The following is a 15478-nucleotide window of genomic DNA, read 5'->3' as shown; positions in this document are numbered from 1 at the left end:
ATGAAAATGGAATTATTGATAATCACAGCGGTGCAGTCATTCGAAAAGGATGTCAAGAAGCTGCTCAAAGAAAACGGAGTAAAGGTTTACTCACATATGGATGTGACAGGTTTCAAGGACCTGTCGGATGAAGCGCAGAATGCCAACTGGTTTGCTTCGGATTCGGGCGAACACCGATCGGCGCTTTTCTATGCTTTTGTGGAAGAGGCGTTTGTAGACAAAGTATTGAAAGCGATAGAAGTGTTGAACAGCACACAGGAGACGAGCTCTTATGTGCATGCGGCGGTATTGAATATTAAAAAGAGTGTTTAACAATTGAGATTATGAAAAACAGATTGATTCGTGCGATAGCAGGTACGTTTATTTTAGTCAGTTTGCTTTTGGCGATTTATGTCAATCAAAACTGGCTGTGGTTCACGGCCTTTGTGGGTGCCAACTTGCTTCAATCTTCGATCACCAAGTGGTGTTTGATGGAGGATATTTTGGCTAAACTTGGTGTGAAAGATTAACAGTAGTGAAAAAGAACAACATAGGAGTGGCGCTGATGCTTTCGTTGACGTTAGGGTTGGCGCCCTTTTTTCCTGAGCCTCACATCTGGGGAAAGCTGAAATGGATTGCCGGTGGAGCAAACGGCATGCAGTTTATGGACTGGTTTGATATCCTGCTGCACGGTGCTCCCTGGGTGTATCTGGTTTGGGTGGTGATTGGGAGGTGGAGGAAGTAGTTCGGGAATAAAAAAAGCACTTTCTAAATCGAAAGTGCTTTTTATTTTGTGGTCCCACCAGGGCTCCCCGTGCTCGTTGCACTCCACGGGGCAGGCTTCTCGCCCGTAATGAGGCATAAAAAAACCCAACCTTACGGTCGGGTTTGAAAGTGGGCCCACCAGGGCTCGAACCTGGGACTTACTGATTATGAGTCAGTTACTCTAACCAACTGAGTTATAGGCCCATTTAAAAGGTTTGGTAGGGACTTACTGATTATGAAGCTACGCGCTCCGGACAGTGACCCTAACCAACTGAGCCTGCCTACCTGCGGTAGGTTATAGGCCCATGAAGAATCGTTCAATAAAGAATATTCTTCTTTTAAAACGGAGCGCAATATTACATATTTGCCATTTAATAGCCAACGAATGTCAGACCTACTGCAAGGCATTGATGCCGTAATTTTTGATTTTGGAAATGTACTCATCGATTTAGACTATCCGAAAGTCATTCGGAAGTTTTCTGAGGTAGCTAAAAAGAACCAGGAAGAGATTGAAGAGCTGGTGGTTACTGCACCTGTACTTCAAAAATTTGAGATGGGAATGATCGGTCCTGAGGAGTTCCGGGCAAATATCAATAAGCTCCTTGGCACAAACATGGGAGAGCGCCAGTTTGAGAGCATCTGGAATACCATGCTGAAGTCCATCACCAAAGAGCGAATGGACAAGGTGTTGAAAATAGGAGAGAAGTTTGATACCTACATCCTGTCCAACACTAACATGATCCATGAGATTGCTTATGAAGAAATGATCATGGAAGAGACGGGGCGAATGAGCTTGCGGGATTTTGTAAAAGAGGTGTATTATTCCCATGAAATTGGCATGCGAAAACCAAACCTGAATTGCTACAAGTTTGTTATAGACGACATTGGAATTTATCCTTCGAGAATGCTGTTTTTAGACGACCGATTGGATAACGTAGAAGGAGCACAACGTGCAGGAATGAAAGCCGTACAGATTTTTGACCCGGACGCACAATTAAACAAAATATTTGGGCTTGAATAAACAACAGAAGACACATTTAATTCAGCTTGGTTTATTCATTGTCACTGTCATCACTACCACATTCGCTGGTGCAGAGTGGACGATAGGCAAGTTTGTCATCATGGGAATGACCTGGGATGATTTTCTGTTCGGGTTCAATTTTTCCATTCCTTTTCTCCTCATCCTCACTGTTCATGAATTTGGCCATTATTTCACGGCTCGGTATCACAAAATCAATGTAACGCTTCCCTACTACATACCCATGTGGTTTGGGTTTATTGGTATGGCTTCCATCGGCACGATGGGAGCTTTCATCCGAATAAAGGAAACCATTTTCAGTAGGGTCAAATATTTTGATGTTGGCGTTTCAGGCCCGATTGCCGGATTTGTATTAGCGATTGCATTTTTAATTTATGGATTTCAGACACTTCCGGAAACGGAATACATCTACGAAATTCATCCGGAATATGAGGTGTTTGGCGAAAACTTTGAGGAGCGGATGGACGGGTTGGATACGCTTATCCTAAAGAAAGATTTAAACCCTGAGCGTATGGCCTATGAGACGCTGCAAGACACTATTGATACCGGCAGGGCAGGAGCAGTTTTCTTTGGAGACAATATTCTGATGAATCTGGGAAGGCAGTACCTGGCTCCCGATGATCGCTATGTACCCAGCTCGAAGGAGCTGATGCATTATCCGGTTTTGCTGGCTGCTTACCTGGCGTTCTTTTTTACTGCACTTAATTTACTTCCCATTGGGCAGCTGGACGGAGGACATGTCCTTTTTGGTTTGTTTGGAGCGAAGAACCATGCGATCATTTCACGTGTGCTGTTTACGGGATTCCTTTTTTATGCTGGCCTAGGGTGGGTCACTTCAGCTGACCTGGCAAACACTTCACCCGAAGGGATTTTCGATTTTGTGATCAGCATTGCCATCTACATAGTTGTAGTTTATTGGAGTGCGTATAGTGTATTCAAACAAAAAAGAGATCGACTGCTTTATGCGACCGTCCTGTTTACGGTGCAGTTCTTTGTCGCCTCTACCCTGAAAGTAGAAGGTTACACAGGATGGTTGTTATTTTCAATCCTGATCGGAAGGTTTATTGGAGTGGATCACCCTCCGGTGGTGGATAACTCTCCTTTGACAACCGGAAGGAAAGTACTAGGCTGGGTCGCACTCATCATCTTCATTTTGAGTTTTAGTCCACAGCCCCTTGTAGTGGAAGGGCTTTAAAGCTCCAGGTAGGCGATAATGCCACCTTCCATGTTACGGACATTGGAGAACCCCTGTGAATTGAGAAACTTCTTAGCTCTTCCTGATCTTGCACCGGACTTGCAATGAACAATCACTTCCTCGTCTTTCATATGTTCTATTTCAGACAGTCGGGCAGGAAGATCGCCTAGAGGAATCAGTTTCGCACCGATATTAGCCTCTTCAAATTCCCATTCTTCCCGCACGTCTATGAAGTGAAATTCTTCTCCGTTCTCCAATCTTACCTTTACTTCTTTACACGTGATATCCTCGTTCATTTTTTGATGATTTTTATGGTTTGATCACCTTCTTTTCGGTGAATAGTGAGCAAATATAAGCCCGCCTCCAAACTTGTAAAATCGTGAACGGTTTGTGTTTTCTGTGAGAGTATTTTTTTGCCGGAAAAATCAATAACGGTGATGGATATATACTCACCATCTACTTTAACTAAACCTGTTGTTGGGTTAGGGTATATTTTTAGCTGTTCCGGTGATTTTGGTGCGAGAATAAAGTCACCAACTTTCGCAAAAACCGGTCGTATCATCAATGCTCCTTTGAGTCGAACGTTTTGTTCCCACTGGCCGGACTTATTTTCATAAATGTATGGGGATGCATCGGGATTGCTTCGGTCAAAACCTACACCGATGTATTCATTTTTACTTTGCTGATAGCCAAGGTAGAAAGTATCAGAAAGCACCAGTGGCCTGTTTAGTTCATATCGTGTGAATTGGTTGATAGCCCCGGCGTTGATTACTGAAATGCCTTGCGTTTGTATGGGATCATCGTCCAGGTCTTCAAAAATCCGAAGCTCAAGTGAACTCCCATTACTTGGGGGATCAATATTTGGAAAGTGAATGTCTACATGCGTAAGGGTATCTTCCTGTTCGAGCCAAAATTTCACGGCAACCTGTCCTCCGTTGATGTTGGTTCCGGCTGCATATTCTGCCGATCCATCATCATATGCGTAGTAATTGTGAAGGAGGTATTGCGTGCGGAGTGTATCATTTATTCGCAAATCAACATTTGTTCCATCCAGGAAATCATCCTTTGAGCTTTTCAGGTATACTTCTGATGAAATAACTAGCGAATCGATGAGAGATATGCTTGTGATATCTATCGAGTCTAAAGTGATGAAACGCTTGTTTGTTATTTTCAAAGGATTTTGATTGCCACTCAACTCTGGTAGATCACCATATTCTATAGAATCAATAATAACATTTGAGTTTAAATCCCTGATTACCAAAATATATTCAGTTGGTTGAAAAAGTCTATCCAAATTGAACGCCTGAACAGCCTGGGTGCTGTATTGTGGTTCATTAGCTTTGAACTGTTGTAATGGCATAGATTTAAAAGGTGTCAGAGGAGATGTGAGTTGTCCGGTTAATCCCCGGTCTAAATAGTAGTAGTCTTCACTTCCTCTATTTTCATTCAGATAAACCCAATCCACATGCCAGGCATCAAACGGGCCGTCCTTATCCCCATAGGATTGATATCTGAAAACAAAATCCTGAGTGAGAAATGTGGATGTTACATTGATAGCCTCCTGAGTGAAAACAGAATCCTGGTCAGATTCCAAATCACCTCCGTCTTTTAACCAAACGGTTCTCCAGCCTTCGTTTGTTTCAATGTTCGGGCTGTAAAATTGGAGTACCAGAGAATCACCCTCATCCGGAATTTCTACATTTCCCCCGGCCTGCCAGTAAAAGGATAGTACAACGTTGGCTTTGCCTTGTAGATCGATCGTGTCAGAAACCAATTGATCAGCCAGGCCAATATCACTGCCTGCATGAAACCCGCCATTAGCATTTAGTCCATCAAATGTTGCGACTTTATAGGAAGGGGGATTTACTGCTAACGTGGCATTCACATACACGTCTTTGCTGAGATCATAATTCCATTGCAGCGTCGTGTCATTTCCCCAGACCCTAATACTGTCCGGGGAGTCTGTTGTGATGGAAAAGTCATCCCAGAAGGGAAGCGCGGCAGGGTTGATGTCCTGAGTTGCGGCTGCTCTTGCACGGCTTTTTTGATTCTGCTCCGGTTTTATGATAGGCTTAATGGTCAGCTGAGAAAAGCCCAACTGAAAAACCATAAAGAAGATCACAAAAGCATACTTTCTCATTGATTATCCAAAATCGTTGCAGTGTTGCTCACTGAGTCCGGTTTGTAAATCCATATATCTATCGGATCACCAATTTTTACACTACGCTCAGGACGTGGATATTGCTGCTGGACCGTTCCCGGCGCGATGCTCCGATACTCCAGGATGTCATTACCTGCCGAATCAAGGGCAGCAAAACCGGCCAGTGCTTTGTCGGTGATTTCAATTTTTCCGATTTTCAATCCGGAACCAATGATCGCCACCTCTGCCTCTTCCTGATCCAAACCAATCAAGTTAGGCGATTGAAATTGTGTATTTCCGTATCCGTCTCCAGCAACCAAATCGATAACTGACCCTTTTTCGATTTTTTCTCCTTCCAACACTGTGCGCCCATTCAGTTTTGCTTCGTGAACCACTCCAAAAAACACATCAGCTACATATTTTACTTCTCCGAGTTTCAAATCATATGATTTTAAAACCATCATGGCGCTCTTGAGTGACAAGTCTTCTACTTTTGGCATCCGCACTTTAGGTGGGCTTTCTGCATTGAGTGTAACGTAGATTTTTCGATTTTCTTTCACCTTGGTGTTTGGCTTGGGCACCTGTCTCAATACCGCCAACGGAGGATGATCGGGTGAGTAGCTGGAGTCAGCAGTCGCCTCAAATCGAAGGTTTCTTTTTCCAAGGAATTCATCCAGTTCATCTACGGTCATCCCTTTGATATCAGGAACAGTAATTGTTTCACCGTGATTCGTAGAGATCGGGAGCCAAACGTAAAAAACGATAATGACAATTAAAGCCGAGCTACCAATAAGCACGCCGAGGTGCAGAAGGAAGTCTTTAATACTGGTTGGTTTTCGAAATGACATAAAACTTATTAATGAGAGGATAAACCTAATGAATTAGCGACTAATAAACAGCTTTTGTGAATGACTGAACCCTTTTCCAATTACTGTAAGGAAATACAAACCCTCTTGATTGGGAGCCATATATTCCAGGATTTGATTCAAGGCATTATCTATTCGTTCCTCAAAAACGATTCTACCACTGATATCTTGTAATCGGATGAGCACAGATTCTTTTTTGGGCAGATTTAATCCAACATTGAATCTTGAAATAGCCGGGTTCGGATAAGTCCTTACAAAGTCTTCATAAAATGGAGGTTCATTGCCTCTAATACTGATATCGTCGATGTAAAGATCATTTCCTCCGCCAGGTGTAAAGACAAAGGCAATTCGAATGTCATCATCAAAGAAAAATGTTGTTGAGAGGTCTATCCTATATTCTTTCCAGTCGGATGCACTGTTTGGTATCCATCTCTCCTCTGATTCTGTTACAGCCAGGGAGTCAGCATCTGCATTCAAAAGAGGTGTGGGGTAGTATGTTTGGCCGCAATCAGTTGAGAGGAGCACTTGAAGATGATCGTCAAAGGTAGACCTGGAAGCATACGATGCTCTGAAATACAGCCCGGCACTATCCAATCCACCTGTATTCAACCGGGGACTTATAAACCAACTTTTTTGACCCAATTCACTGGCGTTAAAACCATTTGCTCGCAATGCTCTGCCAGAAGAGAGGTTAACTCTTCTCCAAAGCGTATCCTGACCACTTGCTGCGAGTTGCCAATTATCAGCGGATTCAAAATCAACCGTCAGGGGATATTCATCCTCAATATCATCTCTATCCAGTATTATCTCAATGATATTTTCATCCACAGATTCATCTTCTGTACCATTCACCCTTGTTACTTTGACTCCAATTTCATTTTCACCCTTTACCAACTCACCTATAAAAAAAGAGAAGACTTTCTGTTCCTTAGATGAGAGGCTCAGGTTGTCAAAGGTGGTAATAGATGTATCTCCATTGACGGAGTATTTGATTTCAAACGAAGTAACCACCTCTGAACCATTATTTCGAACATTCAAGTTTACATTGGATGTCTCTGAGCAGGTGATAAGTGGTGCCGAAAGGGAAATGGGTTTGATGTCGTTTTCAAATAGGTTAGTTTCTACTATCTGAATATCATCCAGATAGATATTATTACCACTTCCATTAATACCCACAAAAGCAAATTGAACCCCGTCGATACCTCTGTAATCCGTAATACTCACCAATGAATCAATCCATTCCAGTTGGTTAGCGGGTGTGAAATAAGCATCAGTTTCCGGAGCAGTGGCTAAGTCAGGACCAAAGCCTGAGAAAAGAATATCCGGAAAAGTTTCTCCACAGTCCACACTCGCTTTGATCATAAAGCCATCGTAAAACCCATTAAGCTTGTTTGCATGTGCATAGCTGAAGCGGATTTCGCCGGAAGAGATGTTGGTCAAATCAAATACTGATGTTTTTAAAATGGTTTCTTCACCAAACCATTGCGTATTGTTGTGAGCTTTAAAGATCAAAGCATTATTGGAGGGCGTCTCTTTCGGTGCATTTACAATCTCCCATGGGTAAGTACTTCCAATTGGCCCGTGCAATGCAGGTGTGGTTTCCATATCCTGATTGAATGGGAGTGAGGAAGAGGAGGTAGCGGTGAGTGTTCTGCTAATTGAGTTATTACTAAGGTTGCCATCGGTACCACCATTTACATTACTTATTTCAAAGGAGATAGATGAGTTAGGACTTATTGATTGCGCACTAAATGCTACTGTATCTGAAGATAATGGCGGTAAGCTTGTAGAAATGGTCTGAGGGCTGCCAATAGGGCTGGAATCTATCAGAAGCTGAACATCATATGAAGTGACTTCATTTATCCCATAGTTTATGACCCTCAATTCGGGAGTAATAAGATTATCACATTCTGCATAATCAGGGCTCAGGATATTCGCTGCAGCCAAATCATCTGAAAATTGGGTGGGTTCTGATAGCCCCGGGCTGGAGATCAATGTCATACGGTTTGGTGCATTGTCCATCACCGTACGCATTCTTGTTTTTTGACCCTCTGTAAACAAATTCATACAGATGTCATTAGTATAGTCCATGTAGTTTTGGAACATTTCTGGATCATCCATTATGCAAATGGTATTGTCATCTTCGTTGGGCCAATCACAAGGAGAACCATATCCTCCATTGTCATCGTCTGCAAGCGGCGTATCATCAACGAAATCATCCACAGAGCAGCCTCCATCGCCCCATATGTGCCTCAGGCCAAGATAATGACCCACCTCATGTGTGAGGGTTCGTCCATAACTATCAAATGAAAGTTCTGGATCAATGTTTACACCAAAGAATTCATAATCAACAAGCACACCATCGAAAGTGAAATCGTCGGAGTTGTTAGTGATGCCTTCTAACGAGGTTAGTGGAAATGATGCAATGCCAAGAAAAGATTGGAGGTCAAGTACAAAAACGTTCAGGTAATGCTCAGCCGGCCAGTAGCTTTCTGATCTTAGTAGTGCCTGATCTGTATTAGCTCTATAGATATTCTTGGATCCTTGTAATCTTACAATTCCATTTGTAGGCTTTCCAGCCGGATCCTGTTTTGCTAAGACAAATTCAATTTCAATGTCAGCGGCAACTGGAAGAAATTCTGCAGGCGTATTTATAGCATCCGCATTCATCCTTCGAAAATCTGCTGTCAGAGAGTCAATTTGAGCCTTAATACGTTCTTCGGACAGGTTTACCCCTGTACCTACAGATTCTCCTTTATGAAATACGTGAACGACAACAGGAATCTGATAAAGTGTAGCCAGTGGCTGTTCTGCTCTGGCTTTTCTTTCTGCTATTTTGGTGCTTATCCAGTTTTCGAACTCACCGGTAGTTGGAGCTTTCGTGCCACACCGCTCTTGAGATTTAAGATGTGTAGTGAACAGGATGGATATAAAGAAGAGTAACCCAAGTCGCATGGGTTCATTAGTTAGCGAACGGAAGCTTAGCGTTCGGATCATCGGGGGAAGTGATATTGACCGCATGTACACTTTTGATTTCCGGTACTTCACGTTTAATAGCTTCTTCTACACCAGCCTTTAGTGTCATTGTAGACATGGGGCATGAGCCACAGTTTCCCATCAACTCTAATACCACGTTCATATCTTTATCTACCTCAAGCACTTTCACATCACCACCATCAGCTTCCAGATAGGGTCTGATGTTATTTAAGGCTTTTTCTACTCTTTCTACTAATTCTGACATATCCTAAACGGTCACTTCTACTTTTTTAGTCTCTGGTGCTGATGCATTTCTGATTGCTACTTGTCTGGCCACATTTTCTGCCAGGTTCCTAAACGCATCCGCAAGCTCTCCATCTTTCATAGCTGCCGGATATCCATTATCCCCACTTTCTCTGATAGACTGTACAATCGGAATTTGCCCGAGCAGCTCTACTTCATTCTTTTCTGCCAGTTTTCGACCTCCACCTTCTCCAAAGATAAAGTATTTATTATCAGGAAGCTCATCCGGAGTAAACCACGCCATATTTTCTACAAGCCCCAGAATTGGGACATTGATTTGAGGTTGCTTGAACATGGAAATACCTTTCTGAGCATCAGCTAGAGCCACTTTCTGTGGAGTGGTCACAACCACAGCACCCGTTACAGGTACCGCCTGTACCAAAGTCAGATGGATGTCACTGGTTCCGGGAGGCAAGTCTATGACCAGGTAATCCAATTCTCCCCACTTTGCATCAGATATAAACTGTCTCAATGCAGAGCTGGCCATTGGACCTCTCCAAACCACAGCATCTTCACTATTAGTCAAAAAGCCAATGGAGATCAATTTGACTCCATACTGTTGGATAGGGACAATTTTATTTTTTCCATCTTCCTGTACGATTCCGGGCTGCTCAAATTCACAGTTGAACATGGTTGGAATGGATGGACCGTAGATATCTGCATCAATTAGCCCTACATCTGCTCCGGATCGTGCTAAAGCAACCGCCAGATTCGCTGCAACGGTAGATTTGCCAACCCCTCCTTTACCGGAAGAGACAGCAATGATATTTTTAACCCCGGGTAAAACCGGTCCTTCATCTCGTTTGGTGGTCACATTGGAAGTCATATTGATGATGGCTTTCACATCACCCAGATGCTTCTGTATTTTTTCCTCACAGTCTTTTTTGATGACTTCCTTTAACGGACAGGCCGGTGTGGTGAGCACCACATCAAAAGCCGCTTTGTTACCGTCAATGTGAATATTTTGTATCATTCCGAGTGATACCAGATCTTTTTTAATATCCGGATCTATGACTTCACTCAGTGCTTTTAGTAGATTTTCCTTCGTCAATTCCATTCGCGCCGCAAGTTAAGATTTATCCTTCAAACTAGCTCTCTCTGAGGTACCCCCAGGCATGTAACTTGTCACTATCTTCAAACCAACGATTACCAATATCAGTTCGGTAATACATGTTAGGAATCATAATATTTTTTATTCTGGTATATAATTGTTGCTGAGCCTGTTTCATGGTCAGTCCCATTCCCGTGACAATCAGGGCAACACCAGTTCCGCCGGTGATGAGCCACTCATTGTTAACCAGTTTGACGTCTTCGATATGCACGCCATCTGTCATTGGCTTTTTAAATATGATTGCTGCGTTTTTTGAAAAGGCTTCAAAAGTTTTAGGGTCTTTATATGGAAAAGGAGGAACCACGATACGTGCTCCAATCTGAAACCCGTTTTTTGTTTTTAAGTTGATCTTCTCACCTTTAGCCAGCTGATACAGAAAATCTCCGATCGGGTTTAACATTCCTTCAGCCTGAATGGAAATGGTAGGATAACCAAATCGAGAGGTAAACTCCAATGGATAAATACCATTGCTGTTTACAATGCAATTCACATCTATGTATCCAACATATCCCTCCTCAGCGAGTGTTGGTTCCATCTTTTTCAGCGTGGAGTTGAAAATTTTATTTGGGCCGCTCCAAAACATGCTGGTACCCATCTCACCTGTTGCTACTCCCAACTCTCCGGGGAATAATTTCTTATGTTCAAAATTGATATTGATGGGATAGATGAATTCCTTTCCATTAAAAAAAGCACCGACACCCACTTCGACACCAGTATCCACTTTCTTTTGTAACTGATAGACTTTCACCTCTTCACTCCATGCATTCTTGTATGCCTCCAGAATTCGCAATACATCGCTACCGTCTTCTTCCTGACCTACAAACAACAACCTCTTAATATTCTGAGCTTCTCCACTGGGCTTCAAGACGTACTTGCCCGGATTGGATCTTATGTGTTCAATTCCTGCGTCGAAGGAATCAAATTCATGATAATTGAGAATGTTGACTTTGTGCTTTTTCAGCTCTGCCTGTCCAAATGAACGGTCATCCTCCAGTTTATCGGTGTATGGAGTGCCACCAACCACGTATTTTCCTTTTTTTCTAAGATTACTGGCCTTTTCTCCCTGACCTAGCACATCATCGAAAACAATTAAGTCAGCCCAGTCAATTTCTGCTTCCCAATCATTTGTTTTAGGCACAAAACCATTTCCAATTTCTTTTTCACTTTCATCTCCAATGAAATATTTGACATTATGTCCTTCTTTGCTGCACATCCATGCGATATCTGTGATTAGTGCAGAAATGGAAACAAAGAGAATATTGATAGGATTTGACGTTTGTTTTGGCATTGAATATTTAGTTTAAAGTCTCTTTCTTGTTATAACTCGGTATCTTATTAATCGGGTAATTTTGCAAACCATTTAGGCGTATGATCCATCCCTCTACCATCGAAGAAATCAAAAACCGAATCGACATTGTCGAGGTGGTAGGGGATTTTGTCACCCTCAAGCGATCTGGTTCAAGTTATAAAGCCCTGAGTCCATTTACCAATGAAAAGACCCCTTCTTTTTATGTAGTTCCATCAAAAGGGATATTTAAAGATTTCAGTTCAGGTAAAGGAGGCGATGCTATTTCATTCGTCATGGAGGTAGATGGCCTCAGCTATGTGGAGGCCCTGAAATACCTGGCAGGAAAATACGGGATTGAAATAAAAGAGGAGGAACAATCAGATGAAGCTCAGCAGGCACAGAACAAGCGGGAGAGTTTATACATCGTTCTCAATTTTGCCAACGAGTATTTTCAGGACGTACTTCATAATACCGACGAAGGCAAATCAATTGGGCTATCCTACTTCAAAGAACGTGGGTTTACTGAGGAAACCATCAAGAAGTTTGAGCTGGGGTACTCAAAAGAACTATGGGATGGACTACTAAATGAGGCAATCAAAAAAGGGTACAATAAAGAGTTATTAGGCGAGGCAGGACTTGTCATTGACAAGGACGGGAAAAACTATGACCGTTTTCGTAGCAGGGTGATGTTTCCCATTCACAATGTGTCAGGGAAAACGATCGCTTTTGGTGGAAGAAAACTTTCAAGTACAGACAAGTCCGCCAAATACATCAACAGCCCGGAAACAGAGCTATACCATAAAAGCAAGGTGCTTTATGGAATGTACCAAAGCAAAAATGCCATTCGCAAAGAGGATAACTGCTACCTGGTAGAAGGGTATACGGATGTAATTTCCATGCACCAGGCAGGTGTGGAGAACGTGGTTGCATCTTCGGGTACTGCATTAACTGAAGATCAGGTAAAACTAATCAGGCGATACTCCGAGAATGTCACGGTTATTTTCGATGGAGATCAGGCTGGCATTAAGGCATCCATGCGTGGAATTGACCTGCTTTTAGAGGGAGACTTGAATGTCAAAGCCGTTGCATTGCCGGAAGGTGAAGACCCTGACAGCTATGCCCGACAGCTAGGAGCATCAGGTTTCCGCGAGTATGTGGGTGAAGAGGCTCAGGATATTATTCGGTTTAAAACGAAAGTTTTGCTTAATGATACGGGCAATGATCCGGTAAAAAAAGCCGGGGTAATTAAGGATATTGTTTCGAGTATTACCAAGATCAATGATCCGGTTAAACGAACGGTTTACATCAAGGACTGTAGTGATCTTCTTGGGATTGCTGAGTCCGTTTTGGTTGCGGAGCAAAATAAGATTCTTATTGAGAATCGAAAGAAACACGGATCTGACCACCGTGCTCAACCAGAGGTTGAGGCACCTCCATTTCCGATGGAGTCGCAAGACGAGTTTATTGATAAGCTCGATATTGGAAAGATCATCGAGTTTCAGGAAAGAGAGAGTATCAGGGTTTTGGTGAACTATGGTAAGAATAAGATTCCAACCAGGGAGATGCAGGATCAGAACCTTATTGATTATTTCCTGAACGAAGCTGACGAAATACAGTTTACCAATCAGACCTATCGGAAAATCATAGAGATTTTTCGTGAGAAGCTAAACGAAGGAGAAGTGATAGATGGTGAATATTTGCTAAGCCACACGGATGAGGATGTTCGGAAAACCGTGATTGATCTTAGTGCGGAAAAGTATGAGATAAGCGAGAACTGGAGCGAGAAATATCACATTCATGTACCTCGTGAGACAGAGTTTCTGCGAGATGTAACTTATACAAATGTGCTGCGGTTGAAATTCAGAATCGTGCAGCAGTTGATTCAGGAGGAAACGGAAAAGTTGAAACATACAACGAATGAAGCCGAAGTAGATGAACTTTTGGATGACATAAATGAGTTGAAGAAAGTGTCGGTGGAGATCGCTAAAATATTAGGGAACGTATTAGTAGGATAATGCTAGATAAAATAGAGGAAGCCATTGAGGCTATAAAAAATGGAGAAGTGATCATCGTGGTAGATGACGAGGACAGGGAAAATGAAGGGGACTTCATTTGCGCTGCAGAAAAAGTCACTCCCGATATCATCAATTTTATGTCCAAAGAGGGCAGGGGTCTCATTTGCGCTTCGTTATTGGAAGACAGATGTAAGGAGCTGGATTTGGATCTGATGGTCGGAAAAAATACTGCCACATTCGAGACACCATTTACTGTTTCAGTTGATTTAATTGGTCATGGGACTACCACAGGAATATCCACATCTGATAGAGCCAAAACTATCCAGGCATTAGTAAATCCTGATACCAAACCAACAGATTTGGGACGTCCGGGACATATTTTCCCATTAAAGGCCAAGCAAGGCGGAGTGCTGAGAAGAGCGGGTCACACAGAAGCGGCTGTTGATTTTTCACGTTTGGCAGGACTTACCCCAGGTGGCGTTTTGGTAGAAATTCTCAAAGATGATGGTACCATGGCTCGTCTGCCTGATTGCCGAAAAATTGCTGATAAGTTTGGATTGAAGCTGGTCTCAATTGCAGACCTCATCGAATACCGCATGGATAAGGAGTCGATGGTGGAGGAAGAAATAGAGGTGAGCATGCCTACCAATTGGGGTGATTTCCAATTGAAAGCATTCAAGCAAAAAAACACAGGTGAGGAGCATTTGGCACTGATAAAAGGAAGCTGGAAAGAAAATGAGCCGGTAATGGTACGCGTACACAGTTCATGTGTAACCGGAGATATTTTTGGTTCATGTCGTTGCGATTGTGGAGGTCAACTTCATGGTGCGATGCAGATGGTGGAGAAAGAAGGTAAAGGAGTAGTGCTTTACATGAATCAGGAAGGACGTGGAATAGGCCTGATGAATAAGCTGAAAGCTTACAAACTTCAGGAAGAGGGGAAAGATACTGTGGAGGCTAATCTGGAACTCGGCTTCAAATCTGATCAACGGGATTATGGAGTGGGCGCACAGATTCTCAGAAAGCTGGGAATTTCTAAATTGCGGTTGATTACAAACAATCCTAAAAAACGGGTAGGTTTGATGGGTTATGGTCTGGAAATTGTAGAAAATATTGCAATAGAAATAGCTCCAAACCAGCATAACCAAAAGTATCTTGAAACTAAAAGGGATAAACTGGGGCACGAAATTTTAAAATGAGAATACGGTTTTTTTTCGTTCTGTTCATCGCTGTGCTTGGTTTGTCCGCACAGCAATTTTCATCTGAGGTCTTCCATGAGGGATTCATGGTCACCACGGATAAGGACACCATCAAAGGTGATTTGAAGTATGATCTTGACGCCAATATCCTAACGGTAATAAATAAAGGTCGGACCAAATCGTTTTCCAGTCATAAGGTATTTTACTTTGAGATTTTCGATAAGATTCTAAATAACTATCGTCAGTTCTATTCGATTCCGTATACCGTAAATGTGGACTATAAGATTCCGGTCTTTTTTGAATTGGTGTATGAGGGTAAACTATCCTTATTGACTCGTGAGCATATTGTGAGTCAGACTGTTAATAGCTCTTCCGCATATTGGGGAGGGGGAACTACCTCCAGATTAGTCATTAAGTATTCATACTATTTCATGGATAGCGAGGGGCACATTACCTTCTTCAATGGGAAAAAGAAAGAGCTGCTTGCTTTCATGGCAAAGAAGCAATCTGAAGTGAAAAAATTCATCAAAGAAAATAAGCTGGACACAGATGAGATGGCGGATCTGGTTCGGATTACTGCATTTTATAATTCAATCTAATTT

15 protein-coding genes and 1 tRNA gene are annotated in these 15478 nt (G+C 42.5%); 8 read left to right on the top strand and 8 right to left on the bottom strand.

The window, feature by feature from the left end; all coding sequences use genetic code 11:
* Nucleotides 1–6: 6 nt before the first annotated feature.
* The 3 genes from ACOQON_RS11130 to ACOQON_RS11120 are packed head-to-tail and all read left to right on the top strand — an operon-like array spanning nucleotide 7 to nucleotide 724.
* Nucleotides 7–312, top strand: coding sequence for a hypothetical protein (locus ACOQON_RS11130; RefSeq protein WP_420575487.1), 306 nt, complete (start codon nucleotides 7–9; stop codon nucleotides 310–312).
* An 11-nt stretch (nucleotides 313–323) separates the two neighbouring features.
* A complete protein-coding gene (locus tag ACOQON_RS11125; protein WP_420575486.1) occupies nucleotides 324–509 on the top strand; it encodes a YgaP family membrane protein in 186 nt (61 codons plus the stop codon).
* A 5-nt stretch (nucleotides 510–514) separates the two neighbouring features.
* A complete protein-coding gene (locus ACOQON_RS11120) occupies nucleotides 515–724 on the top strand; it encodes a hypothetical protein (protein ID WP_420575485.1) in 210 nt (69 codons plus the stop codon).
* 150 nt (nucleotides 725–874) lie between these two features.
* Here ACOQON_RS11120 and ACOQON_RS11115 read toward each other — a convergent pair.
* Nucleotides 875–948: transfer RNA gene (locus tag ACOQON_RS11115), tRNA-Ile, on the bottom strand.
* 181 nt (nucleotides 949–1129) lie between these two features.
* Between ACOQON_RS11115 and ACOQON_RS11110 the strand changes: the two genes are divergently transcribed.
* Entirely contained in the window at nucleotides 1130–1765 is a 636-nt protein-coding gene (locus tag ACOQON_RS11110; RefSeq protein WP_420575484.1) for an HAD family hydrolase, read from the top strand.
* The gene (locus tag ACOQON_RS11105) at nucleotides 1758–2978 is read left to right on the top strand and encodes a site-2 protease family protein (protein ID WP_420575483.1); all 1221 of its coding nucleotides are present in this window, start codon (nucleotides 1758–1760) and stop codon (nucleotides 2976–2978) included. Before ACOQON_RS11110 ends, ACOQON_RS11105 begins: the two co-directional genes overlap by 8 nt.
* Here ACOQON_RS11105 and ACOQON_RS11100 read toward each other — a convergent pair.
* Genes ACOQON_RS11100 through ACOQON_RS11070 form a run of 7 tightly spaced genes read right to left on the bottom strand, consistent with a single transcriptional unit; the run spans nucleotide 2975 to nucleotide 11662 of the window.
* Nucleotides 2975–3274 (bottom strand): rhodanese-like domain-containing protein, encoded by a 300-nt coding sequence (locus ACOQON_RS11100; protein WP_420575482.1) that lies wholly within the window; start codon nucleotides 3272–3274, stop codon nucleotides 2975–2977. The genes ACOQON_RS11105 and ACOQON_RS11100 overlap by 4 nt on opposite strands.
* A complete protein-coding gene (locus ACOQON_RS11095) occupies nucleotides 3271–5118 on the bottom strand; it encodes a T9SS type A sorting domain-containing protein (RefSeq protein ID WP_420575481.1) in 1848 nt (615 codons plus the stop codon). The genes ACOQON_RS11100 and ACOQON_RS11095 overlap by 4 nt, the downstream gene beginning before the upstream one ends.
* The gene (locus tag ACOQON_RS11090) at nucleotides 5115–5966 is read right to left on the bottom strand and encodes a PASTA domain-containing protein (RefSeq protein ID WP_420575480.1); all 852 of its coding nucleotides are present in this window, start codon (nucleotides 5964–5966) and stop codon (nucleotides 5115–5117) included. Before ACOQON_RS11090 ends, ACOQON_RS11095 begins: the two co-directional genes overlap by 4 nt.
* A gap of 33 nt (nucleotides 5967–5999) precedes the next feature.
* The gene (locus ACOQON_RS11085) at nucleotides 6000–8981 is read right to left on the bottom strand and encodes a choice-of-anchor J domain-containing protein (protein ID WP_420575479.1); all 2982 of its coding nucleotides are present in this window, start codon (nucleotides 8979–8981) and stop codon (nucleotides 6000–6002) included.
* Nucleotides 8947–9225 carry a NifU family protein gene (locus ACOQON_RS11080; protein WP_089356302.1) on the bottom strand — a complete coding sequence of 93 codons (279 nt, stop codon included), beginning with the start codon at nucleotides 9223–9225 and terminating at the stop codon, nucleotides 8947–8949. The genes ACOQON_RS11085 and ACOQON_RS11080 overlap by 35 nt, the downstream gene beginning before the upstream one ends.
* 3 nt (nucleotides 9226–9228) lie before the next feature.
* On the bottom strand, nucleotides 9229–10320 hold the full coding sequence (locus ACOQON_RS11075; RefSeq protein WP_420575478.1) for an Mrp/NBP35 family ATP-binding protein: 1092 nt from the start codon (nucleotides 10318–10320) through the stop codon (nucleotides 9229–9231).
* Nucleotides 10321–10351: 31 nt separating this feature from the next.
* A complete protein-coding gene (locus ACOQON_RS11070; RefSeq protein WP_420575477.1) occupies nucleotides 10352–11662 on the bottom strand; it encodes a hypothetical protein in 1311 nt (436 codons plus the stop codon).
* Nucleotides 11663–11742: 80 nt separating this feature from the next.
* Here ACOQON_RS11070 and dnaG point away from each other — a divergent pair, with 80 nt between their 5' ends.
* The 3 genes from dnaG to ACOQON_RS11055 are packed head-to-tail and all read left to right on the top strand — an operon-like array spanning nucleotide 11743 to nucleotide 15475.
* The gene (gene dnaG / locus ACOQON_RS11065; protein ID WP_420575476.1) at nucleotides 11743–13677 is read left to right on the top strand and encodes a DNA primase; all 1935 of its coding nucleotides are present in this window, start codon (nucleotides 11743–11745) and stop codon (nucleotides 13675–13677) included.
* Nucleotides 13677–14876, top strand: coding sequence for a bifunctional 3,4-dihydroxy-2-butanone-4-phosphate synthase/GTP cyclohydrolase II (locus ACOQON_RS11060; RefSeq protein WP_420575475.1), 1200 nt, complete (start codon nucleotides 13677–13679; stop codon nucleotides 14874–14876). The genes dnaG and ACOQON_RS11060 overlap by 1 nt, the downstream gene beginning before the upstream one ends.
* Nucleotides 14873–15475: a hypothetical protein gene (locus tag ACOQON_RS11055; RefSeq protein WP_420575474.1), complete on the top strand. Its 603-nt coding sequence runs from the start codon at nucleotides 14873–14875 to the stop codon at nucleotides 15473–15475. The genes ACOQON_RS11060 and ACOQON_RS11055 overlap by 4 nt, the downstream gene beginning before the upstream one ends.
* Nucleotides 15476–15478: the final 3 nt, after the last annotated feature.

Source organism: Ekhidna sp., from assembly GCF_965221965.1.
Classification (GTDB): Bacteria; Bacteroidota; Bacteroidia; order Cytophagales; family Cyclobacteriaceae; genus Ekhidna.
The sequence above is the reverse complement of the archived record's forward strand: the minus strand, read 5'-3'. Positions and strand labels throughout refer to the sequence as shown.